This is a genomic window from Gordonia humi, from assembly GCF_014197435.1.
Taxonomy (GTDB): domain Bacteria; phylum Actinomycetota; class Actinomycetes; order Mycobacteriales; family Mycobacteriaceae; genus Gordonia; species Gordonia humi.
In genome coordinates this window covers 4,199,782-4,225,328 of sequence record NZ_JACIFP010000001.1, presented here as the reverse complement: position 1 = coordinate 4,225,328, position 25,547 = coordinate 4,199,782, and the positions used below count along the sequence as shown (strand labels likewise).

Genomic DNA, 25,547 nt, shown 5'->3' with positions numbered 1-25,547 from the left:
ATACTCGTCCCATGCCCGAAGGATGGTTTCTCGTGGACACCGTTGGGGAGATGCCCGCGGTGCTGTTGGTCGGTGCCCGCTCGAAACAATGGCGCCCGCTGTCGAACGAGTTCCGCGGCTCGGTGCACAAGACCGTCCTTCGGCTAGTCGAGACAGTCCTCAACAATCTGAAACAATCGCAAGTCCTCATCGACCTGGCCGGGCCGCGGCTCGCTCTCGCGTCCCCGGTACTGGGTCCGTCCAGGCAGGTGCACGGCGTCCTCATGTGGATCGGAGATCCCGATGAGACACCACCTGCCGAACCGCGCGCACGGGCATGGGAATGGGATCTGACAGATCGGGTGTCACCCTCCGCCGTGACCGATCCACGCAACCCGCGAGTACCGTCCGAGACTTTGACCGATCGGCTGTCACGAGTGGCCCGACCCGCCGATGTGGCCAGGATCGCCACGGACGTTCGGGTGGCCGACGTCGGCTTCCGGAGTACGGGGGAGTGGATCGACGTCCACGGCGCCGTTCACAGGTACACCCATCGCTGCATCGCGACGTTCGACGGTCCACGAATTCTCGGCGTCTCCGTACAACTACCTGATCTCCTGGGGGAGGACGATCCAGACATGGTCGCGTACCGGGTCGCGAACCTGTCGGCCCAGGCGGGCCGAGTCGCGCCGGCACTGATCGACGCTGTGAGCGGCCGGGTGATCGCATGGCTGACAGCCGCTCGGCCCGACCTGCCGACGACGGTGCTCAGCGGAGCCGCCCACGGATTCCGCCCTCTCGTCACGAAGCCGTGGCCGATGGCGCCTGAACTGCTCCTCGCTGTCTACCCGACGTCATAGGTCGTCGCCGTCCGCCCCATCATGTCGAATGTCGGTCCTGTCTGACTTCTGGCTGACTTCGGCCGGAGAGATCGCGTGGACGGGTCGCGAGAGCGCCGCCCACGCGCTAAATTAGAACGTGTTCTAGTTTGGCGATCGAGGAGTGGCTGATGGGCGAGGTTCTCGCACGTATCGAAGAGCATGCGGAGCAGATCCGCGCGGCGGGCGTCGAAGGCGACGAACTCATGAGACTGGCCGACTCGTCCGCGGGTCGGCTGCGGGAGACCGGCGTCATCAAGATGCTGCAACCGGTGCGGTACGGGGGCGGTGGTGCGCATCCGCGCGAATTCGCCGAGACGGTCATGGGCGTGGCGGCGATGGACGGCGCCACCGGGTGGGTGTCGGGCATCGTCGGCATCCACCCGTGGGAGATCGCGTTCGCCGACCCCAAGGTGCAGGAGGAGATCTGGGGCCGCGACGACGACGTCTGGGTCGCCTCGCCGTACGCTCCGATGGGTGTGGCTACGCCGGTGGATGGCGGCTACACCCTGAAGGGGCGGTGGCAGTTCTCGTCCGGAACGGACCACTGTCAGTGGGTGATCCTCGGTGCGATGGTCGGCGACGAGAACGGCAAGCCGCAGATGCCGCCGACGATCCTCCACGTGATCCTGCCGCGGTCGGACTACACGATCATCGACGACTCGTGGGATGTCATCGGACTGCGCGGCACCGGTTCGAAGGATGTCGTCGTCGACGGCGCGTACATTCCCGCGTACCGGACTCTCAAGTCCGACGACGTCTCCGACGGGACCGCGCCGCGCGCGGCGGGCCTGACCGACCCGACGTCGCTGATGCCGTTCAGCTGCATGTTCCCGCTCGGCATCACGGCTGCGGTGATCGGCATCGCCGAAGGTGCACTGGCCTGTCACATCGCGGCGCAGAGGGAGCGTGTCGCGATCACCGGGCAGAAGATCAAGGAGGATCCGTACGTCCTCTATGCGATCGGCGAGTCGGCGGCCGAGATCGCGGCCTCGCGCGCCGCACTGCTGGAGACCGTCGACCGGTTCTACGACAAGACCGAAGCGGGGCACACGATCTCGTTCTCCGAGCGCGCGATCGGGCGTCGCACGCAGACCGCCGCGGCGTGGCGTGCCGTGCGCGCGGTCGACGAGATCTTCGCGCGGTCGGGTGGCGGAGCGCTCCATCGGAAGTTCCCCATGCAACGGTTCTTCCGCGATGCGCACGCCGGCCTCGCCCATGCGATCCACGTGCCGGGATCGATCTTCCACGCGTCGGCATTGACCCAGCTCGGCGGAGAACCGCAGGGGATGATGCGGAATATGATCTGAGCCCGGCCGGGGTAGGAACGTGTTACAGTTCTGGTATTGGACTAGTGTCCAGTCAATTGTCCGTTGACGGCGAGTATGCAGGAGAAGCAATGGATTTCGGGATCGTCCAGTTCACGAGTGACCGGGGCCTGGCTCCATCGATTCTCGCCCCGCTGATCGAGAACGCCGGTTTTAGTGCGTACTACGTTCCCGAACACGGTCACATCCCGACGCGCCGAGACGCGGCGCATCCGCAGACCGGCGACTCGTCGCTTCCCGACGACCGCTACATGCGGACGCTCGACCCGTGGGTGTCGTTGAGTGCGGCGGCCGCGGTGACGTCCCGGATCCGGCTCGGCACGGCCGTCGCGCTGCCCGTCCAGTCGGACCCCATCACACTCGCCAAGCAGATCGCGACGCTCGACCACCTGTCGAACGGTCGAGTCACACTGGGAGTGGGCTTCGGCTGGAACCTCGACGAGCTCGGCGATCACGATGTGCCGCCGAAGCGTCGTCGCACGATGCTGCGCGAGTACCTTGAGGCCATGCGTGCGCTCTGGTCGCAGAAGGAGGCACAGTACGCGGGCGAGTTCGTGAACTTCGGGCCGAGCTGGGCGTGGCCCAAGACCGTCCAGCAGCCCGGTCCGCCGACACTGGTGGGCGCGGCGGGCACCGAGAAGAACTTCAGATGGATCGCGCGGAGTGCGGACGGCTGGATCACGACGCCGAACGAGGAGGACATCGAGGACTCCGTCGTGCTCCTGAAGCGGATCTGGTCGGAGGCGGGGCGGGACGGTGATCCACAGATCGTCGTCCTCGACTTCAAACCCGTCGCGGAGAAGCTGGAACGCTGGCGTGAGCTCGGTGTCACATCGGTGCTGTACGGCGTGCCGGACGACTCCGAGGAGCGCGCGGCGGGCTACCTCGCCAAGCTCGCGGGCAAACTGGAGATCGGCCGTGTCGACGCCTGACGACGCCGTCGCCGTCTTTCGTGACATCGAGTCCGAACTCACCGGATCGAACGGTCCGTTCGCAGTGGTCGACGCCGTTGTCGGCGGCGAGACGATGCGCGTGTACCGCGACACCCCAGCCAGCTTCGATGACGTGTTCACCTCGCTTGTGAACGAGCATCCGGACGAAGTCCTGCTCGTCGAGGACGGTGCTGCGTACACCTATCGCCAGGTCGGTGATCAAGCAGGGGTAATCGCGGCGTCGTTGGCGCGCCGCGTCGGCGTCCGTGACGGTGATCGTGTCGGAATCGCGATGAAGAATCGCGTCGAGTTCATCGTGGCGCTGGTCGCGATCGGCCGATGCGGCGGAGTCGCAGTCCTGTTCAACAGCCGAGAGGCCGAGGTCGAGATCGCCGCGGCGGTCTCGGACGCGGAGTGCGTCGCGATCCTCGCCGACGGACCGCGCGCGGCACGTATCCGTGCCCGTGACCGGTCCACGCCGATCGTCGTCGTCGACGATGACCGCATCGACGAGCCGGTGTACCGATACGCCGACCTCGCCGCGGGCCGTGATTCGACGGCGAGCCGTCCCGCGCCCGAGGCCGACGCGCCGTCGTGGATTCTGTTCACGTCGGGGACATCGGGCAGATCGAAGGGCGTCGTACTCACACACCGCAATGTGTGCACTCTGGTGGTGAGTCTGCGGTTGTTCACAGAGACCGGGGTCGTCACGAACGCCCGCAAGTACGGCATGGAACCCGACGCGATTCGTGGGTTGATGCCGAGACTGTCCGCACTGCTGGTCTTCCCGCTGTTCCACACCTCGGGGCTGGTGGCGTTGATGACGACGATGTTCACCGGTGGGGTCGTCGTGATCATGCCCCGGTGGGACGTCCGCCTCGCGATCGATCTGATCGAGCAGCACCGTCTGGCGATGTTGGCCGGACCCCCGATGGTCATCGTGGACGTGCTGAACGAGGCGTCCCCTGTGGAACGCATCGGGAGCTTGATCAACGTCGCCGCCGCCGGTCAGACGACGCCGCCGGACCTGGTCGCGAAACTGTCGCGTGTCCTTCCGGCCGCGGGGCGCGGCGTCGGCTGGGGGATGACGGAGACGACGGCCAGCGTGAGCACGGCCGGTGGCGACGTACTCGCGGCCCATCCGGACACGTCGGGATCGGCGAGCCCGGTGATGGAGGTCAGGGCCGTCGACGCGTCCGGACACGTGGTGTCCGGGTCGGGAGTGGTCGGCGAACTTCAGGTCCGCGGTCCGCAGGTGATGGCGGGATACCTGAATCGACCGGAGGAGACCGCCGCGGTCTTCGACGGATCGTGGTACCGCACGGGCGATCTCGGCTACGTCGATGACCGAGGTCTGATCTATGTGGTCGATCGCGTGAAAGACATCGTGATCACCGGTGGCGAGAACGTGTACTGCGCGGAGGTCGAGTACGTGCTGCTCGCGTCGGAGCAGTTCACAGAAGTCGCCGTCTTCGGTGCGATCGACGAGCGTCTCGGTGAGCGCGTGGTCGCGGCCGTGACCGTGGTCGACGGAGTGGAGTTGTCGGCCGACGACGTTCGCGACATCGTGCGTGCGTCGCTTGCGGCGTACAAGGCACCGGCCGATGTCGTCTTCGGCTTCGGTCCGTTGCCGCGCAATGCGACGGGGAAGGTCCTCAAGCGAGCCTTGCGCGACCGGTACGCCGCGAGCGATGAGACGTAGAGGAGTTCGCATGGAGGGTTTCAATCTGTCTCGAGTGCTCGACACCGTCGCGCAGGCGGCAGGGGAGCGAGACATGCTCGTGTGGCGCGGGCGACGCCACACGTATGCCGAGGTCAACAGGAGGGCGACGGCCTTCGCGCGCTTCCTCCTCGCGCAGGGATGCGGGGCGCGTGCCGAACGCGACGATCTCGACGGCCATCAGTCCGGCCAGGATCACGTCGGTCTGTACCTGCGGAACGACACCGCGTACGTGGAGGCGATGGTCGGTGGCTTCCGTGCGCGGTGCGCGCCGTTCAACATCAACTATCGCTACGTCGAAGAAGAACTCACCTACGTCCTCCGCTCGGCTGATGCGTCCGTGCTGGTCTATCACGCAGAGTTCGCGCCGCAGGTCGCGGCGATCCGTGATTCACTGCCGGATCTGAGGGTCCTGGTCCAGGTGCCCGACGACAGTGGCAATGGTCTTCTCCCCGGAGCCGTCGACTACACGGCGATCCTCGACGCACCGGTCGACGGTACGGTGGCGCTGCCCGAGCCGACCGGCGACGACCTGTTCATCCTGTTCACCGGCGGTACCACCGGCATGCCGAAGGGCGTGTTGTGGCGCCAGCACGACATCTACCTCAGCTCGATGGGCGGCACGCCGTTCGGCACCACCGAGCCGTTCCGGTCCTACGACGACGTCGCGGCCGCGGCGACCGCCGCCGAGCAGGGCATGCGGATTGTGCTGACTCCGCCGTTCATGCACGGCGCCGCGCAATGGACCGTCTTCCACATCGTCACCAACGGCGGCACCCTCGTACTGCCCGACGCCAACGACCGATTCGACGCCGCGAACGTATGGGACCTCGCGATAGCCGAGGGCGCCGTGATGATCCCGGTGGTCGGCGATGCGATGGCCAGACCACTGGTCGACCATCTCGAAGCCCAGAGCGAACAGTGGCGGGCGAGCGTTCCGGTCGCGGCGATCCAGAACGGCGGCGCCCCGCTGACCCCGGCGATCCGCCGACGTCTCCACGCGGCGAAGCCGGGGCTGTTAGTCCTCGACAACGTCGGCTCGTCCGAGACCGGCATCCAGATGACCATGATGTCCGACGGCAGCGGAGGCGATCAGCCCTCGCACTTCGTGCCGACTCCGGACACGACGGTGGTCGACGACGAGCTGACTCGCGTCGTCGAACCGGGCGGGGACATCGGCTGGCTCGCACGGAAAGGGTACGTGCCGCTCGGCTACCTCAACGATGCGGCGAAGACGGCGAAGACCTTTCCTGTCATCGACGGAACACGGTGGTCGTTGCCCGGGGACCGTGCGCGGCTGCTCGCGGACGGTTCGATCGAGTTGCTCGGTCGCGACAGCGTCACCATCAACTCCGGCGGCGAGAAGATCTACGCCGAAGAGGTCGAGCGGGCTCTCACCGGACATCCGGCGATCCGCGACGTGATAGTGGTTGGCCGACCGTCGGAGGTCTGGGGGCAGGAGGTCACCGCCGTCGTCGAACTCGACGACGGTGCGGCGGTCACCGACGAAGAGCTTCGTGACCACTGCCGCGCACACATCGCGTCCTACAAGATTCCGAAGACCATTGTGCGATGCGAGACGGTCAAGCGCTCACCCGCGGGCAAGGCGGACTACCGATGGGCGCGGGAGCGGGCGACCCGGTCAGTCTGATGCGTCGGGGCGCTCGTCCCACACCGCCGCCAGTGCGGCGGCCGCAGGTCGGAACGTGACACCGAGATCGTGCGCCGTCGCCGAGTCGTCCGGTGCGGGCGGATACAGCAGATAGCCGATCGCGGCCTCGCTCAACTGCGACAGGTCCGCGGGGACGACGGCGGGGACCCGATCGGCGATCCGGCCGGCGGCGATCATCATCCAGTTCGGGATCGGCAGGTAGCGGATACGGCGGCCGGTCACGCGGGTCAGCGCGTCTGCCAGGTCTCTTCGAACGATGAGGTGGCCGCCCGCGGTGTAGCGTCGCGGGCCGCGCCCGGGTTCCAGGACGGCGACGAAGATCTCTGCCAGATCGCGTACGTCGACGATCGTCAGACCGGCCGTTCGGCCGACGACCCCGGTGTTCGCCAGCGTTGTCACCGCGTCGCCGGCCTCGCCGAACAAGCCGTGCGCGGACGGGCCCATCACTGCTCCCGGATACACGATCGTCACCGCGTGGCCGAGGTCCTGCAGGCCGCGCGCGTAGGTCTCGGCGGCGGCCTTCGACCGGCCGTAGGCGTCGTCACCGCCGGCGACGGGCAGATCCGGACGCAGGATCGGTTCGTCGCGGCTCCACAGCGCGCTGTAACTCGACACGTGCACGACGGGATCCAGGCCGAGTTCGACGGCCTGACCGAGTACGTTCTCCGTGCCGCGTCGGTTGCGTTCGACGAGGTCCGCGGTCCTGCTCGCGTGCAGTTGCACGTCGGCGGCGGCATGCACGACGGCGTCGCAGCCGTCGAGAGCTCGGTGAACCGCGTCGGCGTCGCCGATCTCGCCGATCACCACGTCCGGATCGACGCCCAGGAACTCGATCGCCACGTCGACCTTCGCGCGACTGCGCGCGAGCAGTCGCACGTCGTGGCCGTGTGCGGCGACGGTCTTCGCGATCCACCCGCCGACGAAGCCGGTCCCACCGGTGATCAGGACTCTCATGGCGTCTCCGTGGGGTGGTGTGGGTGCTGCCGACCGACCGGTGGACAGAGGCCACCCTCGCTCGACCGATGGGACGGTCAGAACAGCGGCGCTCCCGGGTCGCCGGTCTCTCGCCGCAGCACGCGCAGCGAGCCTTGCGCGTCTGCTTCGACGAACTGTCCTGTGCCCAAAGCCTTCTCATAGATCTCGAACGGCGGTCGACCGCCGTCGGCCGGGTCGGGGAACACGTCGTGGATCAGCAGAGCGCCGCCGATGCGCACCCACGGGGCCCACCCGGCCAGATCGTTCTGCGCAGCCTCGCTGCTGTGACCGCCGTCGATGAACACGAAGTCGACCGGGCGACCCCACAGACGTGCTGCCACCGTCGACGGTGCGAGCACACCGACGACGGTGCCCTCCAACCCGGCGTCCCAGATGGTGCGGCGGAATCGTGCGGACGTGTCCAGGGTGCCCGCGTGCGGATCGACCAGGGACTCGTCGTGGTACTCCCAACCCGGCTGATGCTCCTCGGAACCGCGATGGTGGTCCACCGTGGTCACGATCGCGTCCAACGGCTGTGCCGCGGCGCCGAGGAACACCGTGGACTTGCCGCAGTAGGTGCCGATCTCGACACCGAGTCCCACCGCGTCGTCGGCCGACAGGTACTCCTGCGCGGTGCGGTAGAGCGCCATCGCCTCGTCGTGCACCATGAAGCCGGGCGCCTCTTCCGCGGCACGGAGCTGGGTGTCGGTGGGCGAGTCGGCGAGAGTAGAACGTGTTGTCATTCGCTGATCCTATCCGCTGTTCCGCTGCGCCTTCTCGTGCTTCTTGATCACCTCGCCGAACATCATGTTGAGCTTGGTGCCCTGCGGCCAGCCGATGTAGTAGCAGAGGAACAAGGCGATCTCGAGGAGGTCGTCGCCGTCGAGTTCGCCGTTGCCGAGGGCCGCGCCCGCCTGGATCTCGGCGACGTCGACCTGCCCGGTCGCGGCCAGCGCGCCGAGCAGCAGCAGGCGACGATCCCGCAGGCTGAGCTTCTCGCGCGTCCACACCTCGCCGAACAGCTGGTCGGCGGTGTGCGCGAAGAAGTCGCCCGGACCGTCCTGCATGTCCCAGCCGTAGACCCGGGACATCATGTCCAGGCCCTTCTGCCGCTGCGGAGAGGTCTCCTGCGGGGAGGTTTCCGGGGTGGTCATGATCGATCCTCTCCTACGCCGAGTCCGTCGGCGAATCGTTCCAGGGCGAGCGCGGTGAGCGGCAGGTCGACGTCGAGCTGTGCGCCGAGGTCCAGTGCGAGCCTCAGATCCTTCTCGCCGAGGCCGCGCACATGGGTGAAGACGTCGTACCAGAAGTCGTCGGGATCGATCGGCGCCGTCGTGTCGCGGAGCATGATGGCTCCGGCGCCGCCGGTGATCGCATCGGTGTGGCGGACCACCTTGCCGAGCTTGACGAGGTCGATGCCCGCCGCCTCGGCCAGGCGCGCGGCCTCGGTCGTCGCGGTGAACGAGACGAAGTGGAGGAGGTTCCGCGCCAGCTTCATCTCGGTGCCCGAGCCGATCGGACCCGCGTGCATCAGCATGTCGGAGACCAGCGCGTACGGCTCCTTGATGCGCTGGTAGGCGTCGCGCTCGCCGCCGACCATCACGGCGAGGCGACCTTCCTTCGCCGCCTGTGCACCGCCGGAGACCGGTGCGTCGAGGACGGCCACGTTCTTCTCGGCGCACAGTTCGGCCAGGTCGATCGCCGTCCGCGGGCCGATCGTCGAGTGGATGACGACGACGGTTCCCGGCTGCGCGGTCTCCAGAATCCCGCCCTGACCGGCGACGACCTCGTTCACCTGCGCGTCGTCGAGCACTGTGACCCCGATGATCGTCGCCGTCGTCGCGACCTCGGCGGGTGAGTCGACGCGGGTCGCGCCGTCGACGGTCGCGTCCGGGCGGATGTCGGTGACGACGAGTCCACCCGGCCACGCCGCCAGCTTCTCGGCGATCGGGGCACCCATGTTGCCCAGGCCGATGAATCCGACGGGTCGAGCGGAGCGAGGGGGATCGTCGACGAGCGTGCTCATGAACGGAACACCTGGCCGCCGTCGACGTTGAAGATCTGCCCGGTGATCCACGAGGCCTCGTCGGAGAGGAGGAATGCGAGCATCGCGGCCATGTCGTCGGGGGTGCCCATCCGCTTGAGCGGCAACTTGTCGACCATGTCGGCCACCATGTCGCCAGGCGTGGCGGTTCTAGTGGCCTCGGTGTCGGTCGGTCCCGGTGCGATCGCGTTGATGCGGATGCCCGATCCGCCGAGTTCGACGGCCAACTGCTGGGTGAGGCTGTTGACCCCGGCCTTCGCGACGCCGTAGAAGCCGCTGTAGAGCCAGGCGGCGGTGGAGGACTGGTTGACGATCGCGCTGCCGGGCTTCATCTTTCCGTAGACGGCGCGAGTCACATTCAGTGCGCCGTCGAAGTTCACGCTCATGAACTTCTTGTAGTAGTCCCACGGGACGGTGATCAGGAAGTCGAGCTTCATGGTGCCGTAGATCGCGGCGTTGTTGACCAGATAGTCGATCTGGCCGTACTTCGCGATGGTCGCATCGGCCAGGGCCTGCGCCGAATCGGGATCGGCGACGTCTGTGTGGACGTATGTTCCGCCGATGTCGGCGGCCACCTTCTGGCCGGCCTCGTCGTTGAGATCGGCGACGACGACGTTCGCGCCCTCGGCCGCGAGGCGGCGGGCGTACACCTCGCCGATGCCGCCTGCCGCGCCGGTCACGATCGCCGTCTTGCCTTCGAAACGGTTGTTGCTCATGGTGTTCTGCCTTCTAGTGATAGTGGCTTCGTCTGTTGATCGGACTGTGCCCGTCGGTCCGGCGTCGTCTCGACCGGTCTCACGCAGGCGTCGCGACGGCCTTGGTCTCCAGGTACTCCTCGAAGCCGGCGACGCCCATCTCGCGGCCGATGCCGGACTGCTTGTAGCCGCCGAAGGGGACGTCCGCCGCGTACCAGATGCCGCCGTTGACGGCCATGGTTCCGGTGCGGACTCCGTCGACGACCTTCCGGATGCGGTCGGGGTCGGTACCCCAGACCGCACCGGACAGTCCGTATATCGAGTCGTTGGCGATGGCGATCGCGTCGTCGTCGCCGTCGTGGGGGAGAATCACCAGGACCGGACCGAAGATCTCCTCCTGCGCTACGCGCGACGAGTTGTCGACGCCGGAGATGAGGGTCGGCTCGACGAAGAAGCCCTTGTCGCGGCCCGCTGGGCGGCCGCCGCCGGTCTCGATGACGCCGCCCTCGGTCTTGGCGAGCTCGATGTAACCCAGCACGCGGTCGCGCTGCACGGCCGAGATCACCGGCCCGCAGACGGTTCCCTTGTTCGCGGGATCGCCCGGCTGCAGACCGGCCATCGAATCGCGGGTCAGGGCGATGGCCTCGTCGTACTTCTCGCGCGGCACGACGAGGCGAGTGGTCATCGCACAGCCCTGTCCGGCGTGCGTCACCACGCCAAACGCGGCCATCGAGCACGCGGACGCGAGGTCGGCGTCGTCGAGGACGATGAACGCCGACTTGCCGCCGAGTTCGAGGAAGCATCGTTTGAGCGACTCGGCGGCCGCCGCCATCACCTTCCTGCCGGTGGCGGTGGAGCCGGTGAACGAGACGACGTCCACCCGCGGGTCAGACGACAGAGCGGCGCCGACCTGATGGTCGCTCGACGTGACGACGTTGAGCACGCCGTCGGGGATGTCGGTCTCCTCGGCCGCGACCTTGCCGACCAGGGCCGCGCACCACGGGGTGTCCGGTGCCGGTTTGAGGACCACGGTGCAGCCCGCCGCCAGTGCGGGACCGATCTTGGCGAAGTTGATCTGGTGCGGGAAGTTCCACGGCGTGATCGCGCCGACGACACCGGCGGCCTCCCGCTGCAGACGACGAGAGTTCTTGATTCCCATGGGTTTCGCCTCACCGAGGTCGGTCTCCCACTCGTAGCTCTCGGCGAGGTCGGCGAAATAGCCGAGATCGGCGATCGGGCCCTCCAGCTGGGGGCCCGACGTCAGGAACACGGGTGCGCCGACTTCGGCGATCGTGACCTCGCGCAACTCCTCGATATGGCCCTGCAGAGCGTCGCGCAACTGACGCAGACACGTCGCGCGGAAGGCGTGGTCGCGCGACCACGACGTCGTGTCGAAAGCCGTCCGAGCGGCGGCGATCGCGTCGTCCATATCGGCGACGGTGGCATCGGCGGCCTGGCCGACTATCTCCTCGGTCGCCGGGTTGACGATGTCGAAGGTTCCGCCCGATCCCGGAACGAGCTTTCCTCCGATCAGCAGCTCGGAACTGCCCTCCGGCTTCAATCCCATGTCTGACTCCCGTTCTGGACAACTGTCTGGACTTGCGTTTGAACCTAATGTAGCGTCGCTGTCAATGTCCAGTGCTCAAGGAAAGTCGGTTGCGACATGGCATTCGATTCGGCGGAACTCGAAGAGATGAAGAAGCGGTGGCTGCAGGCCAACGTCGACGTGGAGAAGGCCGGGGACTGGCGTCCGTTGGCCGAGTTCTACACCGAGGACGCGACCTACGGTTGGAACTACGGTGCCGAACACGACTTCATGGCCGTGGGACGCGACGAGATCCGCGACATCGCCATCGGACTCGAGATGGACGGGCTGGACGGGTGGACGTACCCCTACCAGACCTGGGTCGTCGACGCCGAGAGCGGCGACATGATCGGTCTCTGGAAGCAGGTCAACGAGGCCACACGCGCGGACGGATCGCACTACGCGCTCAACGGCATCCAAGGCAGCTGGTTCAAGTACGCCGGGAACTTCCAGTGGGGTTGGCAACGGGACTTCTTCGATTACGGAAACGTGACCGCACTGTTCACCGAGATGCTCACCGACGGTGTCATGACGCCTGGTCTGCGAGGCCGCATCGACCGGGTGTTGAACGCGACGGAACTGCTGCCCGGCTGGTACCCGCTCGGGCAGACACCCGTTCCGATGTGGTGACCGGGGTCGTGACCGCAGCGCATCTGACCGGTCGACGGGCCGTGGTCGCGGGGTCGACCCGCGGGATCGGCCTCGCCGTGGCGCGAGAGCTCTTGGCTCAGGGAGCGTCCGTCGTCGTGAACGGTCGGGACGCCGACGTCGCTCGTGCCGCTGCGGACGAACTGTCGGCCGGTGATGGACGTGTGCTCGCGGTGCCCGGGTCCGCGGCCGACGAGTTCGTCGCGCAGGCCATGATCGACGCCGCGGTCAGCGGGTTCGGCGGGGTCGACATCGTGATCGACTGCGCGGGCACCGCCGAGCCGACCGGATCGTCGATCCTCACGATGAGCACGTACGAGTTCTTCGCCCAGCTCGACGCTCATCTCGTCAGCTCGTTCGAACTCGCTCGGGCGGCTGCTCCGCTGCTGGTGGATCAGGAGGCCGGTGCCATCGTGCTGACAGGGTCGGCCGCAGCGTCCGGAATGTTCGGCGGCACTGGTTATCCAGCCGGCAAAGGTGGAGTCAACGGTCTGACCGCGGCGCTGGCCGCGGATCTGAAACAGTACGGTGTGCGTGTCAACGCGGTGTGCCCGGGTGCGCGGACGCGCTTGTCGACCGGCGAGGGCTACCGCTCGCACATCGACGATCTGTACGAGCGCGGACTGCTCGACGCCGGCACGCGCGATGTCGCGCTGGATCCCGCACCGCCCGAGTACGTGGCACCGCTGTACGCCTACCTGGCCAGCGATCTGGCGTCGGACGTCACCGGCCGGATCTACAGCGCATCGGGTGGTTTCATCGGCAGGTATCCGGAGTTCGAGCCCGAGTTCGTGGCCTATCGCGGACATCGGGACGAGCCGCCGTACACACTCGAGGAGTTGGCCGGCATCGTGACCCGGTGAGGTTCGTGACCCGGAGAATCGGAGGAGTGCGGCAGCGGAGGGCATCGCGCGTGCGTCGGGCGAGCCGGCGGACGATGCTGCGATCCGATGAGGGCGCCGCGCGATGTCGTTCAAACAGGCGATGTCGGGGACGGCGACGTCGTATGGTGAGGAGGGTCGGGTCGGGCTCGTAGAAGAGGCGACGTCATGAAGACTGTTCGAGTAGCAGCAGCGGCGGGTGTGGTGGTGGCCGGACTGCTGGGGATGGCACCCGGTGTGGCGGCGGCCGCGCCCATCGTGCCCTTCCAGATCGATCCGGCCATCTTCGGCAACCCGAACGGCAGTCTGGACGTCCCGCCGATCCATTGCGGAATCGAACGCACCGCCCCCGGCGTCATCACGGTCACCGGTCGGCCCAAGGAGTACGGCTGCCTTGTGCACTCGTGGGTGCGATGGATCAATGTCTCGACGGGGCGGACCGGTGCCTCGCTGACGTCGAGCGGCCTCAACGGAATTCCGGCCGAGGCGCGCCTGCACACGGGCGCGGGCCGGGTCGCGCTCATCGTCGATCCACGACCGGGCACGATGCTCACTCCCGGTCTCGCGACCATCGACGTGCGGTGAGCGCAGCCGACTGGAGGGAAGATCGGATCGGTTCGGCCATCGACGGTCGCAATCCGACGGTCCTCGCTGAACTCACGGCAGCGTTCGCCGTCATCGGAGACAGCCAGTTCCTGCCCGGTTATTGCCTCGCCTTGACCAAGACGCCGGGCGTCGACCGTCTGTCCGATCTCGACCGGTGTGCACGGCTGGCATTCCTCTCCGACGTCGATCTCTTGGCTTCCGCGGTGGAGACCGTGTGCAGCGCCGTCGATTCCGCGTTTCGACGCGTCAACATCGAGATTCTGGGGAACACTCACCCGATGCTGCACGCGCACGTCTGGCCTCGTTACGAGTGGGAGCCGCACGATGCGGTCGGCATGCCGGTGTGGTGCTACCCGCGAGAACGATGGTCCGATCCGGCATCGGTTCTCTCGTCGGACCACGACGAACTGCGCAGCGCCCTCCGTGTCGAGATCACGCGCCTGGACACCGCCGATCGCGCCGCGTCCGGCGATCGGAGCGCGGGGATGGGTTCGTGCTGACCGTGCGCGAGTCCCGGTCCGGACGCGTCCACCGCCTGTGAGTACGGTCGGGGAGTGGACAGGCGGGTTTCGGCACCGATGAGGCGGATCTCCGTCGTCGGTTGCTCGGGGTCGGGCAAGACGACAGTCGCACGGCGACTGGCCGCGGCGCTCGACCGTCCGCACGTCGAACTCGACGCGATCCACTGGGGTCCGGACTGGACTCCCGCGTCGCCCGAGGAGATGGTCGCACGGGTACGCGAGGCGACAGCGGCACCGGCGTGGGTCGTCGACGGCAACTATCAGAGCACGATCGGCCGACTCGTCTGGGAACGGGCCGACACCGTCGTCTGGATCGACCCGGCGAGGTGGCGCGTGATGTGGCAATCGGTGACGCGAACCATCGGACGCATCGTCTCGCGTACCGAACTGTGGAATGGCAATCGCGAAGACCTGCGCGGTCTGCAAGTGTGGCGGCGCGAGGAATCAGTCGTGTGGTGGGCATGGAACTCCTTCGCCCGCACCAGAAGTCGGTATGAGGCCGCACTCGCTGATCCGGAGTGCGCGCATCTGAGGTTCATTCGGCTGCGAACTCGGCGTGAGATCGAGCGATTTCTCCTGACGATCGACGGGTGAGTTCCGAGCGGTCGTCCGCAGAGAACAACGGGTGAGCTGCGACATCGTCGTCCGGCGACGATGCGTCACCGCTCGATCTTCGTCACGTAGCCTGCTGGGCGCTGGAATCCGTGCGCGTACCCGACAGCAGTGCGACGCACGCCTGCGTCGCGGGCTCGATGATCGATGACAACGGGGCGCCGGACTCCATCGCATTCGCGGTCAGCTCACGGATCCCTCCCCAGACGATGATCGCCGTCGGGCGGGTGATCTGAGGGATGCCCGCGGCCGCGACCTGCGGGGTGGATGTGATGCGTTCGAAGAGTCGGGTCCAGGCTTCGATTCCCTCGGCTTTGACCGCCCGGGCGGAGTCGCCCAGCGCGGGCAGCTCGCGAATCCAACTGAGCGTCAGTCCGGGGTGCGTCTCGTTGGCCCGGACGTAGGCGGTGACCGCCGAGCGGACCTGTTCGGTCCACGGCGCCGACGGGTCGACGGCGGCGTCGACCGAATCGATGATCTCCTGGTTCGCCTCGCGCAACACCGCGATGAAACAGGCCGTCTTATCCGAGAAGTGCTCGTAGAACGACCTCCGCGACACGCGGGCCACCCGGACGACGTCGGCAACGGTCGTCGCCCGATAACCGAGTTCGGCGATGCACTCGACCATGGCGGACATCAGTCGTGAGCGCACCTGCGATGCGGTGTCGGCGTGTGCGGTGGTCACCACCCCAGGATAAGCCCTTGCTCCGACTGGTACGCAGGCGTACCGTCTGATTGGTACGACGACGTACCGCGTGAACGGAGATGATCCGATGACCACAGAGCTGACCGAGACTCCCGCGGGTTCGGCGCCGCCGAAAGTGGCACTTCCCACGTGGGCGCAGGGGGCCGGATTTCTCACGGCTCGACGCGGCGCCCTGCACGCGTGTCGCGCCCGATACGGGTCGGTGTTCGAGTTGGCCCTTCCCGTCTTCGGGAGTGCGGTCTTCATCGCGGACCCGACCATGGCCAAGCAGTTGTTCACGTCCGGCGCCAAGACGATCAACGTGCAGCCGAACCTCGGGCGCGTGCTCGGCTCCGGTTCGATGTTCGGCATCGAGGGCGCCGAGCATCGTCGTCGTCGGAAACTCCTCACCCCGCCGTTGCACGGCAAGAGGATTCGCACGTACGAGGAGATCGTCGAAGACGAGGTCCGTCGAGAGATCGCGACATGGAGGACCGGGGAGCGGTTCGCGTCACTCGATCCGATGATGAGGATCACGCTCAATGTGATCCTCCGTGCGGTCTTCGGCGCCGACGGCTCCGATTTCGACACTCTCCGCGAACTGATGCCGAAGCTCGTCGCCGCGGGCTCCCGCGCGGCGACGATCCCCGAGTTGCCTCGGCCGCTGCGCCTAGTGGACCCGAACGTGCGTCTCCGCGAGCACCGGGTCCGATACGACCGGACCATCCGACGCATCATCGGCGACTCGCGAGCAGACCCGTCGCTCACCGACCGCGACGACATCCTCGCTCTGATGCTCCAGAGCACGTACGACGACGGCAGCGTCATGACCGACGACGAGATCGCCGACGAACTCCTCACGCTTCTCGCCGCTGGACACGAGACCACGGCGACCACGCTCGCCTGGGCTTTCGAGCGACTCCAACGCCACCCGGCGGTGCTGCGCGACCTCACCGACGAGGCGCGCGGCGACGGCGGGGAACTCCGTCACGCGGTGATTCTGGAGACGCAGCGGAGCAGACCGGTCATCGACCTCGCGGGGCGGCACGTGGTGGCGGACGACCTCGAGATCGGACCGTGGCACATCCCGCGCGGCCACAACGCCATCGTTGCGATCTCCCTGTTGCACGACGACTCCGACCAGTTCCGCGAACCCGAGCGCTTCGACCCGAGTCGCTTCATCGGCACCACCCTCTCGGCCGCGTGGATCCCGTTCGGCGGAGGCACCCGACGGTGTATCGGCGCGGCGTTCGCGACCATGGAGATGGACGTGACATTGCGGACGGTGCTTCGCGAGTTCGACCTTCGACCGACGACGGCCCGCGCCGAGGGGCTGCACTCGCGTGGAGTCGCGTCGGCGCCGAGGTTCGGTGGACGGATCACCGTCGACCGGCGGTGATCAGCCGGGGAGTACCCCCGCGCCGACGACAGTCCCGTCACTCCGGAGGCCGAGGGTGAACTCTGATCCCGCGGCGACCGCCTCGATGTCGGTCCACGTCGCGACATCGCGGCCGACTCCGCCGAGGTCGGCGGTCGCCACGACGGTGCCGTCGGATCGCAGAGCGACGGTGTGACCGCTGCCCGCGGCGACGGCGAGCACATCCGACCACACGGCGGTCGGGGAGTCGCGGACGGTGGAGAGGACCGAGCCGTCTCGGCGTAGACCCATCGTCTGCAGATGACCCGCCGATGCGTCCACGACGCCGCGCCAGCCGTCGACCGCGCACTGACCGCGGGAGTCGTTCCCGGTCCCGACGACGGTGCCGTCCGCGCGGACGCCGACCGAATGCCAGTCGCCGCACGAGACGGCGACGACGCCGCGCCAGGATTCGACGGCGCACTGCCCCTCCGCGGTGCGCCCGGCGGCCAGGACTGTGCCGTCCGAACGGAGGCCGAGCGTGAACCGCCAACCGGCGGCGATCGCGATCACGTCCTGTCACTGCGTCACATCGCACTGACCGTCGCCGTTCCAACCCGTCGCCACGACGGTGCCGTCAGATCGAAGTCCGACGGTGTGCGACCGTCCGGTGTTGCGTGCGGTGTGGACGTTGCCCGCGGCGACGGCGACGACATCGGTCCAGCCGCCGACGTCGCATTCGCCGGCGCGACCGTCGCCGACAGCGGCGACGGTCCCGTCCGTCCGGAGACCGACCCAGTGTCGGCGGCCCGCTGCGAGCGCGACGAAACCGGTCATCCGCCGTGCTGGACGAACCAGTCGAGCAGTGGACGGGTCTGGCGCCAGTCGGCGCGTATCTTCTCGACCAGGTCGTGAGAGTGGATCACCTCGTCGAATCCGTAATCGCGCATGGCGGTCAGTGAACGGTGCCGGAGCAGTTCGATGCGTGAATGGTCCTTGGCCCAGCCGCGTGGCGCGGTCTTGAGTCGGTCGCCGTCGATCTGCCATCCGCGGCGCCGCAGGCCGTCCACGAGCTTCTCCAGTTCGGCACCGTGGAGATCGTCGTCGATGGCTCGCCGGAGAAAGGCGAGACGTTCGGCTTCGGCGTGATAGAAGCCGGCGCCCACGCGGACACCGGGCGCACCGATCTGCACGTAGTAGCCGGTGGCCGGTGCGACCGCGATGAACGCGCCCTGGTGGGTCTTGTACGGCGTCTTGTCTTTGGAGAACCGGACGTCGCGGTACGGGCGGAACACTTTGGCCTCACCGAACTCATCGGCGAGTTCGGCGACGAGGGCGTTCATCGGTGCGGCGACACTGTCGCGGTACACGTCGCGGTGGGCGTCCCAGAAGACCTTGCTGTTGTCGATCTCGAGGTCGTCGTAGAAGTCCAGCGCGGCTTCGGGGAATCCGGTGAAGCTCATGGGTGCCAGCTTATCGATCCGGTACTGCTGATCGATCCGGTAGCACGGAGCCTGGCCCCCTGTCCTTCAGAAGGACAAAGGGTCGATCACGACCTCGGTGCCGGGTGGGGCGGAGGAGGCCGGGATCCGGCAGGCGAGCCACTGCTCGATGCTCGATCGGTGGGATCGAGTCCGGTGGACTTCGGCCGGGCGGGGCGACTCGTCCCCGGCGGGGCCGGGCTCTTGCCGGAGTGACTTCTCCGGGTGGTGAACGGGGTTCACCTGCCACGGATCGTTCGATCCGGCGCGGCGCCAGCCGACACGGCCTCGGTGCGGACCGTAGGTGAGAATCACGGTCTCCCAGCCGCCGGGGCCGGTGCGGACGGTGCGATTGTGGCCGCCGCACGCCGCACCGAGGTGGTCGATGTCGGTGGGGCCGCCGTGCTGCCAGTCGGGCATGTGGTGGGCTTGCGTCCGGATGAACGGGGCGGCGCACGCGGGCGCCGAGCAGCCGCGGTCGCGGCCGAAGATCGCGAGGCGTTGGGCCGGCGAGGCGAGGCGGCGTCCACGCCCGAGATAGAGCACCTGCGAGGTGGCGTCGGCGAAGACTTCCAGCCACGGGGTCGCGTCGGCGGCGAGGTCGACCAGGTCGGCGACGGGAACCCGGGTGCCGGTCGCGGTGACCGCGATGCCGGCGCGGGCTTCGAGGTCTTTGAGCTCGGCGGTGATCACCAAGTGGGCGGGCAGGGTGGTGGGGCGGCCGAGTCCGCCGCCCTGGATCTGCTCGGTGAGCAGAGCTTCGAGGGCGTCGTGGTTGCGCTGCTCGGTGGTGCGGTAGTCGCGGGCGGCGGCTTCGGCGACGACCTCGGGGTCGAGGCCGTCGGCGTTGGCCGGACCGCGCGGGGAATCCGGGTTGGACGGATCGTTCATCCCGGGGGCGGCCCAGTGAACCAGGAGGGCGTCGAGCTTGGCCCGTGCTTGCGGGGTGAGCGTGCCGCTCAGCTTGGAGAGCAGGCGTCGGTCTTGAGGTCCGACGGTGACGCTGCGTTGGCGTCGGCGGTCGCGATCGTCGGTGAGCGCGCCGTCGGGGTCGAGGCGCTCGAGGAGCGCGTTGCCCGCGGCGGTGAGGTCTTTGGGAGTCAGGGTCGTCGCGATCTCGGCCATCTGAGCTTCGGCGTCGGCCTTGACATCGGCGGGGACGCCGGCGGGAACCTTCTTCATCGTGTCGGCGACGACGAGGACGTGATCGACGCCGATCTGGCCGTCGGCCACGGCGTCGGCGGTGGCCGGAAGAACCGGTTCGAGTACCTCGCCTTGGAGGTTGCGGAACGAGCCGATCGCCGCGGCGGTGAGCCTGCGGCGTTTGCCCGCGCCGACGCCGAGGCGCAGGACGCCGTCGTAGAACTGGTTGACGTTGGTGCACCCGACCTCGCGGTAGGCCTGGCGGTCGGACACCTCGACGTAGAGCTTCGCGTCGACGCCGTCGCAGCGGCGGCGTGAGCGTTCCAGGGTTTGGACGGTCGTGACGACGTCGGCGTCGGACATCGGAGTCAGGTCTGCGCGGGAGAGTGCGACGACGACCGCGTCCTGAAGCTCGGCGAGCTCCAGGGGAGAGGTGGGGAGGTCGAATGAGGTGCTGGTCATCTCGCGCCTCCCCTCCGGATCGAATCGATGATGATTCAATTCTACGATTAAGTGAGGAGAATAACAATATTTGGGAATGAATGTTCGATACAAGGCGACGGTAGATGAATCACCTTATGGGGGAACATGATTCGGATATGGGAACTCTGCGGTGCAAGCTGTGGGGAGCTCCGGCGGAGATGATCAGCGACGAGCCGCGATGTCCGTGGCGAGCAGTGACGGCCAGGTCTGGACGTCGTCCGGAGTCCGCGCGACGGTCAGCTTCGCGTGGGGCAGCACGTCGAAGAGAGTCTCCGCGGTGGCCAGCGGATGCGCCGGATCGTCGATCCAGGCGAGGATCGTCGTCGGCACCGCGACCGCGGCGAGCTCCGCCGGCGCGGGGAGATCGCTGCGCGCGGCGCCTCGCAGAACCGACGGCAGCAACGTGCCGGTGACGGCGGGCATCGTCAGCGGTGCATCTGCGGCGGCCGGCGGCACCGGCGCGCCGGTACCGGCCGCGGCGAACGCCTCGACGCCGGACCTCTCGACGAGATCGGCGCCGGCCCGGTACTCGTCGGCCTTCGCCACCCGGGACGCCCACGCGGTGGGCGGCAGCATCAGTGTCAGCCCGGAGAAGCGATCCGGTTCGCGCACGGCCGCGTACAGAAGCGTCGCCGTGCCCATCGACGGACCGACCCCGTGGACGCGTTCGCCGGGAAACCAGCGGTCGAGCAGTAGGAGGAGGTCGTCGGCCAGATTCGTCCAGCGATAGTCGTCGGGGGCGCGCCGCCCGGTCGAGTCCCCGTGACCGCGGGCGTCGTAACGCAGGAGCCGGGTGCCCGACAGTCCTCGCCCCAGATCGAGGCCGAGGAGCCGGTCGCGTGCACGACTCGACGTGAGACCGTGCAGCTGGACCACCGGCGCGCCGTGCTCGTCGCTGAACTCGACGGCGAGCCGGGCTCCGGGAACCTCGAACGCGGACAAGGCTTCTCCTGAAGTTGCGGTGGACGACACCTGGCGTAGCGTACACCGATATGCGGCTCACAAACGTCGGTCACCTGCGACTTCCGTTCGGCAGGCTGTGGGGCTACGACGTGCGTGTCACGGGAGGGGGAGCGGCTCAACCGGTCTCGTTCGATCAGGAACTCCATGTCGGTGCGGGCGATCGACCGGGTTCCTGGATGGCGTTGTCGTTCCGGCCGGGCAGGCTTGTCGACCGCGACGTGATCGCCGCCGCGTGGCTCGCGGTGATCGACCGTCACGACACGCTGCGCACCGTCTTCTCGCCGGGCGAGCACGGACCGGAGCTGCACGAGGTGACGGTCGAGGCGGGTGGCTGGGTCGAACATCCGATCGCAGCGGGGCAGGCCGTCAACGACGCGTTGCGCGACGTTCTGGACATCGCCTGCTCACCGTACGCCGAACCGTCGCACCGGCTGTGCATCCTGGAGACCGCGGCCGGACCGACGGTCGTGGTCGCCGCCGACCACTCGCATGTCGACATGTGGTCGATGCTGGTGATCGCGCGCGATCTGCTGGCCGCGATCGGACAGGTCGAAGCGGGCCGCACTCCGATGCTCCCGCCGGCCGCGGCGTTCGTCGACCACACTCGCGCACTGAACGCGTGGCCGACGGCCCCGGACGATGTGCACCGTCGCTGGCGAGAGGTCCTGACGGCGGGCGGCGGCGCGCTGCCGACGTTCCCCCTGTCGCTCGGACCGGGCGGATCTCAGCCCGAGCGGGTCGAGGTGCGCGACGTCCTCGACGTCGACGACACCCAGGCGTTCACCGCGCAGGCGCGCGCCGACGACGTCTCGACGCTCTCACTGGCGGTGTCGGCGATGACCGCGGTGACCCGAGAACTCGCGGACGCGCCGTTGCGCGCGGTGTTCCCGGTGCACTCCCGTCACGAGACCGCCTGGCACGATTCGGTCGGCTGGTTCATCACCAACTCGGTCCTCGAATCGGATCGACCGTCTCCGGAAGCGGCCGCGGCCGCGGTGCGCGAGGCCGTGCGGCTCGGCTCATGGCCGTTGCGCGCGATCCTCGCCGACTGGGGAGGGGAACTCGGCGAGTCGCCGGGAATGTTCGCGATTTCCTGGCTCGACCTGCGGCGTCTCCCGGTACGCATCGATGCTCGCAGTATCGCGGCGCAGTATGTGGGGGCGACCATCCGCACCGACGGCGTCATGGTGTGGTTCATTCTCAACGACGGCGGAATGCACGTGCGCTGTCGTTACCCGGACACGCTCGAGGCGCGCGCCAATGTCGGCGGCTGGCTCGATGCCCTGGTGCATCTGATGCGGCAGATCGCGTCGTCGTCGGTCGGTCGGACGGTGACGGTGGACGACCGCTCGTACCGGATCACGCGCGCCAAGCGGACCGACGTTCCCGCCATCGTGAGACTGCTCGCCGACGACGAGGTGACCCCGGACCGTGAGACGGCCGACCTCGCGCGGTACGAGGCGGCCTACGACGACGTGCTCCGACACGACTCGTACTATCTGGCCGTGGTCCGCGACGCCGGCGAGAACGTCGTCGCGACGATGCAGCTCAACGTGATCGGCGGACTCAAACTGAACGGAACGGTGCGCCTGGAGATCGAGGCGTTCCGCGTGGCCGCGAGCGAACGCTCGCGTGGCCTCGGTTCGGCGATGCTCGACTGGGCGCACGAGCACGGCCGCGCGCACGGCGCGAGCCTGGTCCAGGTGACCGCCGACGAGATCCGCAACCGGGCCCGGAGCTTCTACACCGGCCGCGGCTACCGCGCCGATCACGTCGGATTGACCCGATCGCTCTGACCCGCCGGATATGCGGAGAGTCGCTGTGCGTCGAGTGAACCAGGTAACACGAGCGATACACGGCACGAGTAGATTCACTCCCGCTGACTACGCACTTCCTGGGAGGGACGCCGGTGACGACTACACCGAAGAATGCCGACGCGACGGTCGACGACGAGGGGTATCAGCGGGGCCTCACCTCGCGCACCGTGCAGATGATCGCCATCGGCGGCGCCATCGGCACGGGACTGTTCTACGGGGCCGGTGGGGCCATCGAGAAGGCGGGGCCTGCGCTGATTCTGGCCTACCTCGTCGCCGGTCTGGCGATCTTCATCGTGATGCGATCGCTCGGCGACCTCCTCCTGTACCGTCCGATCTCCGGCGGCATCAGCGAGTACGCCGACGAGTTCCTCGGTCGGTACATGGGCTTCACTCAGGGGTGGACGTACTGGGCGGTGTGGGTCACCACCTGCATGGCCGAGATCACGGTGGCGGGCAAGTACATCAACTACTGGTGGTCGTCGATTCCGGTCTGGGTCACGGCCCTCGTCGCGCTTGTGGTGCTGTTCACGGCCAACCTGATCTCCGTCGGGCTGTTCGGCCAGGCCGAGTTCTGGTTCTCGGCGATCAAGGTGACGGCGATCCTGGGCATGATCATCATCGGCATCGGAGTCCTGCTGCCGATCTCCGGCCTCGGTCCCGATGTGGGGCCGTCGGTCACGAACCTGTGGAATCAGGGCGGATTCTTCGCGACCGGCTTCACCAACGCCCTCTTGAGCCTGCAGATCGTCATGTTCGCCTACGTCGGTGTGGAACTCGTCGGCGTCACCGCGGGCGAAGCGCAGAACCCGCGCGTCACCCTGCGCAAGGCCATCAATTCGGTGCCGTTCCGCATCGGCATCTTCTACGTCGGTTCGCTGTTGGTGATCCTGTCGGTCCGCAGCTGGAAGGACTTCCACGAAGGCGCCAGCCCGTTCGTCGCGGTCTTCCAGTACATCGGCATCCCGGGCGCGGCGGGCATCGTCAACTTCATCCTGCTGACCGCGGCTCTCTCGTCGTGCAACTCGGGCATCTACTCGACCGGTCGCATGGTGCGGTCGCTGTCGCAGCGGGGCGACGCGCCGGCCGCGCTCGAGAAGCTCTCCGGCCGCAAAGTGCCGGTCGCGGGCATCGTGCTCAGTGCCGCCGTCATGGTCATCGGCGTGATCGTCAACGTGATCGACCCCGACCACGCGTTCACCTACATCACATCGGTGTCGACGGTCGGCATCGTGTTCGTGTGGGGGACCATCGTGCTGTGTCAGATGGTGTACCGATTCCGCGTCGCCGCGGGCACACTGCCCGACTCCGGTTACCGAGTACCCGGCGGGATCGTGTCGTCGGTCGTCACGCTGGCCTTTCTCGGCATGGTGATCGTCCTGCTGTTCTTCAACCATGACGGTCGGGTCGCACTGATCGTCGGCGTCATCTGGTTCGCCATCGTGACCGCCGGGTACCTCGCGTGGACGATCGGGAACCGCACCCGCACCCGAGCGAAGCTGCCGTTCGGCGAGTGATGCCGTGGACTGGAGCATTCCCCGGTCGTCGGCCGGTGTCCTGGTGCTGCTCGGACTGGCGCGCGACGCCGGACTGAGCGACGCGCAGACCCTCCGCGACACAGGTCTGGACGTCGACGCGCTGGACACCCCGCACGCCGAGGTCGCGCTGCGTCAGGAACTCGCCGTCATCGGCAATCTGGTGGAGGCCCTCGGCGACCGCGATGGGCTGGGCGTCCGCGCAGGCACCCGCTACCAGCTCACGACGTACGGGGTGTTCGGGTTTGCGCTGATCAGCAGCCCCACCCTGCGCAGTGCGGTCGACGTCGGCCTGCGGTACTTCGACCTCACGTTCGCGTGCGCGACGATCAGTCATCGCGAGAACGACGGCGTGTTCGAGATGGTCTTCGAAGCACCGGACGTGCCCGATCGGCTGCGCCGGTTCGTCGTCGAACGAGACCTCGCGGCTGTGGGCATCATCGCGCGTGACCTCGTCGGCGACCCCGATCGACCCTTGGATGTGGTGTTCGCCTTCGACCGACCCGACGATCTCACCGTGTTCGACGAGGTGTTCGGGGCGCGTCCCGTCTTCGGCGGAGCGCAGACGGTGGTGCGACTTCCCGCCGTGGAGCTCGACGATCCGCTGCCGCGGGCCGACTCGCATGCCGCGGCCATCGCGCAGGCGCAGTGTCGGGACCTGCTGCGGTCGCGGGCGGCCCGCACGGGTCTGGCGGCTCGAGTCCAGGACCTGCTCACCGCCGATCCCGCGGACCCGCCGACCGCGGACGAGGCGGCGAGACGGTTGGCCGTCAGCCCTCGCACCATGAGGCACCGCCTGGCCGCCGAGGGGACGTCGTACCGCGGGCTCCTGCAGGAGATGCGTTCGCGGCTCGCTGAGGAGATGCTCGTGACCGGTCGCCTGACCGTCGGGGAGACCGCTCAGCGCCTGGGCTACGTGGAGGTGTCGAGCTTCTCGCAGGCGTTCCGCCGCTGGCACGGTTGCGGCCCAGCCGAATACGTCCGACGACGCATCGGCTAGCCGCCTATTG

26 protein-coding genes are annotated in these 25,547 nt (G+C 67.8%); 14 read left to right on the top strand and 12 right to left on the bottom strand.

From position 1 onward, the window contains the following. Positions 1-11: 11 nt before the first annotated feature. From BKA16_RS19535 to BKA16_RS19515, 5 genes are all read left to right on the top strand, one after another. Positions 12-839, top strand: a complete 828-nt coding sequence (locus tag BKA16_RS19535) for a GAF domain-containing protein (RefSeq protein WP_183372227.1) — start codon at positions 12-14, stop codon at positions 837-839. 149 nt (positions 840-988) lie between these two features. Continuing rightward, positions 989-2,167, top strand: a complete 1,179-nt coding sequence (locus BKA16_RS19530) for an acyl-CoA dehydrogenase family protein (protein WP_183372226.1) — start codon at positions 989-991, stop codon at positions 2,165-2,167. An 89-nt stretch (positions 2,168-2,256) separates the two neighbouring features. Further along, positions 2,257-3,117: an LLM class F420-dependent oxidoreductase gene (locus BKA16_RS19525; protein WP_183372225.1), complete on the top strand. Its 861-nt coding sequence runs from the start codon at positions 2,257-2,259 to the stop codon at positions 3,115-3,117. After that, complete coding sequence (locus tag BKA16_RS19520) at positions 3,104-4,819, top strand: AMP-binding protein (protein ID WP_183372224.1); 1,716 nt, start codon at positions 3,104-3,106, stop codon at positions 4,817-4,819. Before BKA16_RS19525 ends, BKA16_RS19520 begins: the two co-directional genes overlap by 14 nt. A gap of 10 nt (positions 4,820-4,829) precedes the next feature. After that, on the top strand, positions 4,830-6,488 hold the full coding sequence (locus tag BKA16_RS19515) for an acyl-CoA synthetase (protein ID WP_183372223.1): 1,659 nt from the start codon (positions 4,830-4,832) through the stop codon (positions 6,486-6,488). Here the strand turns inward: BKA16_RS19515 and BKA16_RS19510 are convergent. The 6 genes from BKA16_RS19510 to BKA16_RS19485 all read right to left on the bottom strand — a co-directional run bounded on the left by BKA16_RS19510 (position 6,480) and on the right by BKA16_RS19485 (position 11,790). Beyond that, positions 6,480-7,463: an NAD-dependent epimerase/dehydratase family protein gene (locus BKA16_RS19510; protein WP_183372222.1), complete on the bottom strand. Its 984-nt coding sequence runs from the start codon at positions 7,461-7,463 to the stop codon at positions 6,480-6,482. The two genes, BKA16_RS19515 and BKA16_RS19510, sit on opposite strands and share 9 nt — an antisense overlap. A 77-nt stretch (positions 7,464-7,540) precedes the next feature. Further along, the gene (locus BKA16_RS19505; protein WP_183372221.1) at positions 7,541-8,227 is read right to left on the bottom strand and encodes a class I SAM-dependent methyltransferase; all 687 of its coding nucleotides are present in this window, start codon (positions 8,225-8,227) and stop codon (positions 7,541-7,543) included. Positions 8,228-8,236: 9 nt separating this feature from the next. Next, entirely contained in the window at positions 8,237-8,638 is a 402-nt protein-coding gene (locus BKA16_RS19500; RefSeq protein ID WP_183372220.1) for a carboxymuconolactone decarboxylase family protein, read from the bottom strand. Beyond that, on the bottom strand, positions 8,635-9,510 hold the full coding sequence (locus tag BKA16_RS19495) for an NAD(P)-dependent oxidoreductase (protein ID WP_183372219.1): 876 nt from the start codon (positions 9,508-9,510) through the stop codon (positions 8,635-8,637). The genes BKA16_RS19500 and BKA16_RS19495 overlap by 4 nt, the downstream gene beginning before the upstream one ends. Further along, positions 9,507-10,244 (bottom strand): SDR family oxidoreductase, encoded by a 738-nt coding sequence (locus BKA16_RS19490; RefSeq protein WP_183372218.1) that lies wholly within the window; start codon positions 10,242-10,244, stop codon positions 9,507-9,509. Before BKA16_RS19490 ends, BKA16_RS19495 begins: the two co-directional genes overlap by 4 nt. Positions 10,245-10,323: 79 nt before the next feature. Continuing rightward, entirely contained in the window at positions 10,324-11,790 is a 1,467-nt protein-coding gene (locus tag BKA16_RS19485; protein WP_183372217.1) for an aldehyde dehydrogenase, read from the bottom strand. Positions 11,791-11,886: 96 nt separating this feature from the next. Here BKA16_RS19485 and BKA16_RS19480 point away from each other — a divergent pair, with 96 nt between their 5' ends. The 5 genes from BKA16_RS19480 to BKA16_RS19460 all read left to right on the top strand — a co-directional run bounded on the left by BKA16_RS19480 (position 11,887) and on the right by BKA16_RS19460 (position 15,058). Continuing rightward, a complete protein-coding gene (locus tag BKA16_RS19480) occupies positions 11,887-12,438 on the top strand; it encodes a nuclear transport factor 2 family protein (protein WP_183372216.1) in 552 nt (183 codons plus the stop codon). Between the two features lie 8 nt (positions 12,439-12,446). Further along, the gene (locus BKA16_RS19475) at positions 12,447-13,319 is read left to right on the top strand and encodes an SDR family oxidoreductase (protein ID WP_183372215.1); all 873 of its coding nucleotides are present in this window, start codon (positions 12,447-12,449) and stop codon (positions 13,317-13,319) included. 186 nt (positions 13,320-13,505) lie between these two features. Then, entirely contained in the window at positions 13,506-13,922 is a 417-nt protein-coding gene (locus BKA16_RS19470) for a hypothetical protein (RefSeq protein ID WP_183372214.1), read from the top strand. After that, positions 13,919-14,443: an HIT family protein gene (locus BKA16_RS19465; protein ID WP_183372213.1), complete on the top strand. Its 525-nt coding sequence runs from the start codon at positions 13,919-13,921 to the stop codon at positions 14,441-14,443. The genes BKA16_RS19470 and BKA16_RS19465 overlap by 4 nt, the downstream gene beginning before the upstream one ends. 54 nt (positions 14,444-14,497) lie before the next feature. Further along, the gene (locus BKA16_RS19460) at positions 14,498-15,058 is read left to right on the top strand and encodes a P-loop NTPase family protein (protein ID WP_343067526.1); all 561 of its coding nucleotides are present in this window, start codon (positions 14,498-14,500) and stop codon (positions 15,056-15,058) included. An 82-nt stretch (positions 15,059-15,140) separates the two neighbouring features. On the opposite strand, the gene BKA16_RS19455 is transcribed toward BKA16_RS19460, so the two are convergent. After that, a complete protein-coding gene (locus BKA16_RS19455) occupies positions 15,141-15,761 on the bottom strand; it encodes a TetR/AcrR family transcriptional regulator (RefSeq protein WP_343067525.1) in 621 nt (206 codons plus the stop codon). Between the two features lie 88 nt (positions 15,762-15,849). On the opposite strand from BKA16_RS19455, the gene BKA16_RS19450 reads away from it, so the two are divergent. Next, a complete protein-coding gene (locus BKA16_RS19450; RefSeq protein WP_183372212.1) occupies positions 15,850-17,160 on the top strand; it encodes a cytochrome P450 in 1,311 nt (436 codons plus the stop codon). Here BKA16_RS19450 and BKA16_RS24210 read toward each other — a convergent pair whose 3' ends face one another. The 5 genes from BKA16_RS24210 to BKA16_RS19430 all read right to left on the bottom strand — a co-directional run bounded on the left by BKA16_RS24210 (position 17,161) and on the right by BKA16_RS19430 (position 21,167). Continuing rightward, positions 17,161-17,691: an RCC1 domain-containing protein gene (locus BKA16_RS24210; RefSeq protein WP_343067524.1), complete on the bottom strand. Its 531-nt coding sequence runs from the start codon at positions 17,689-17,691 to the stop codon at positions 17,161-17,163. It lies immediately after the preceding gene. 6 nt (positions 17,692-17,697) lie between these two features. Continuing rightward, complete coding sequence (locus tag BKA16_RS23965; protein WP_246371830.1) at positions 17,698-17,955, bottom strand: RCC1 domain-containing protein; 258 nt, start codon at positions 17,953-17,955, stop codon at positions 17,698-17,700. Then, positions 17,952-18,581 (bottom strand): DUF2461 domain-containing protein, encoded by a 630-nt coding sequence (locus BKA16_RS19440; protein ID WP_183372211.1) that lies wholly within the window; start codon positions 18,579-18,581, stop codon positions 17,952-17,954. The genes BKA16_RS23965 and BKA16_RS19440 overlap by 4 nt, the downstream gene beginning before the upstream one ends. A 66-nt stretch (positions 18,582-18,647) precedes the next feature. Further along, on the bottom strand, positions 18,648-20,204 hold the full coding sequence (locus BKA16_RS19435) for an HNH endonuclease (protein ID WP_183372210.1): 1,557 nt from the start codon (positions 20,202-20,204) through the stop codon (positions 18,648-18,650). Between the two features lie 183 nt (positions 20,205-20,387). Next, positions 20,388-21,167, bottom strand: coding sequence for an alpha/beta fold hydrolase (locus BKA16_RS19430; RefSeq protein WP_183372209.1), 780 nt, complete (start codon positions 21,165-21,167; stop codon positions 20,388-20,390). 50 nt (positions 21,168-21,217) lie between these two features. On the opposite strand from BKA16_RS19430, the gene BKA16_RS19425 reads away from it, so the two are divergent. From BKA16_RS19425 to BKA16_RS19415, 3 genes are all read left to right on the top strand, one after another. Next, on the top strand, positions 21,218-22,984 hold the full coding sequence (locus BKA16_RS19425; RefSeq protein WP_183372208.1) for a GNAT family N-acetyltransferase: 1,767 nt from the start codon (positions 21,218-21,220) through the stop codon (positions 22,982-22,984). A 113-nt stretch (positions 22,985-23,097) separates the two neighbouring features. Further along, complete coding sequence (locus BKA16_RS19420) at positions 23,098-24,519, top strand: amino acid permease (RefSeq protein WP_343067522.1); 1,422 nt, start codon at positions 23,098-23,100, stop codon at positions 24,517-24,519. Between the two features lie 4 nt (positions 24,520-24,523). After that, the gene (locus BKA16_RS19415; RefSeq protein WP_221246925.1) at positions 24,524-25,537 is read left to right on the top strand and encodes an AraC family transcriptional regulator ligand-binding domain-containing protein; all 1,014 of its coding nucleotides are present in this window, start codon (positions 24,524-24,526) and stop codon (positions 25,535-25,537) included. The last annotated feature ends 10 nt before the right edge of the window (positions 25,538-25,547 follow it).

What these genes read in the sequence shown, in the direction of transcription:
- BKA16_RS19470 (WP_183372214.1), top strand. Translation starts at nt 13,506, where the DNA reads ATGAAGACTGTTCGAGTAGCAGCAGCGGCGGGTGTGGTGGTGGCCGGA.
- BKA16_RS19500 (WP_183372220.1), bottom strand. Translation starts at nt 8,638, where the DNA reads ATGACCACCCCGGAAACCTCCCCGCAGGAGACCTCTCCGCAGCGGCAG.
- BKA16_RS19505 (WP_183372221.1), bottom strand. Translation starts at nt 8,227, where the DNA reads ATGACAACACGTTCTACTCTCGCCGACTCGCCCACCGACACCCAGCTC.
- BKA16_RS23965 (WP_246371830.1), bottom strand. Translation starts at nt 17,955, where the DNA reads ATGACCGGTTTCGTCGCGCTCGCAGCGGGCCGCCGACACTGGGTCGGT.
- BKA16_RS19490 (WP_183372218.1), bottom strand. Translation starts at nt 10,244, where the DNA reads ATGAGCAACAACCGTTTCGAAGGCAAGACGGCGATCGTGACCGGCGCG.
- BKA16_RS19510 (WP_183372222.1), bottom strand. Translation starts at nt 7,463, where the DNA reads ATGAGAGTCCTGATCACCGGTGGGACCGGCTTCGTCGGCGGGTGGATC.
- BKA16_RS19485 (WP_183372217.1), bottom strand. Translation starts at nt 11,790, where the DNA reads ATGGGATTGAAGCCGGAGGGCAGTTCCGAGCTGCTGATCGGAGGAAAG.
- BKA16_RS19535 (WP_183372227.1), top strand. Translation starts at nt 12, where the DNA reads ATGCCCGAAGGATGGTTTCTCGTGGACACCGTTGGGGAGATGCCCGCG.
- BKA16_RS19440 (WP_183372211.1), bottom strand. Translation starts at nt 18,581, where the DNA reads ATGAGCTTCACCGGATTCCCCGAAGCCGCGCTGGACTTCTACGACGAC.
- BKA16_RS19480 (WP_183372216.1), top strand. Translation starts at nt 11,887, where the DNA reads ATGGCATTCGATTCGGCGGAACTCGAAGAGATGAAGAAGCGGTGGCTG.
- BKA16_RS19515 (WP_183372223.1), top strand. Translation starts at nt 4,830, where the DNA reads ATGGAGGGTTTCAATCTGTCTCGAGTGCTCGACACCGTCGCGCAGGCG.
- BKA16_RS19495 (WP_183372219.1), bottom strand. Translation starts at nt 9,510, where the DNA reads ATGAGCACGCTCGTCGACGATCCCCCTCGCTCCGCTCGACCCGTCGGA.
- BKA16_RS19530 (WP_183372226.1), top strand. Translation starts at nt 989, where the DNA reads ATGGGCGAGGTTCTCGCACGTATCGAAGAGCATGCGGAGCAGATCCGC.
- BKA16_RS19425 (WP_183372208.1), top strand. Translation starts at nt 21,218, where the DNA reads ATGCGGCTCACAAACGTCGGTCACCTGCGACTTCCGTTCGGCAGGCTG.
- BKA16_RS19435 (WP_183372210.1), bottom strand. Translation starts at nt 20,204, where the DNA reads ATGACCAGCACCTCATTCGACCTCCCCACCTCTCCCCTGGAGCTCGCC.
- BKA16_RS19525 (WP_183372225.1), top strand. Translation starts at nt 2,257, where the DNA reads ATGGATTTCGGGATCGTCCAGTTCACGAGTGACCGGGGCCTGGCTCCA.
- BKA16_RS19450 (WP_183372212.1), top strand. Translation starts at nt 15,850, where the DNA reads ATGACCACAGAGCTGACCGAGACTCCCGCGGGTTCGGCGCCGCCGAAA.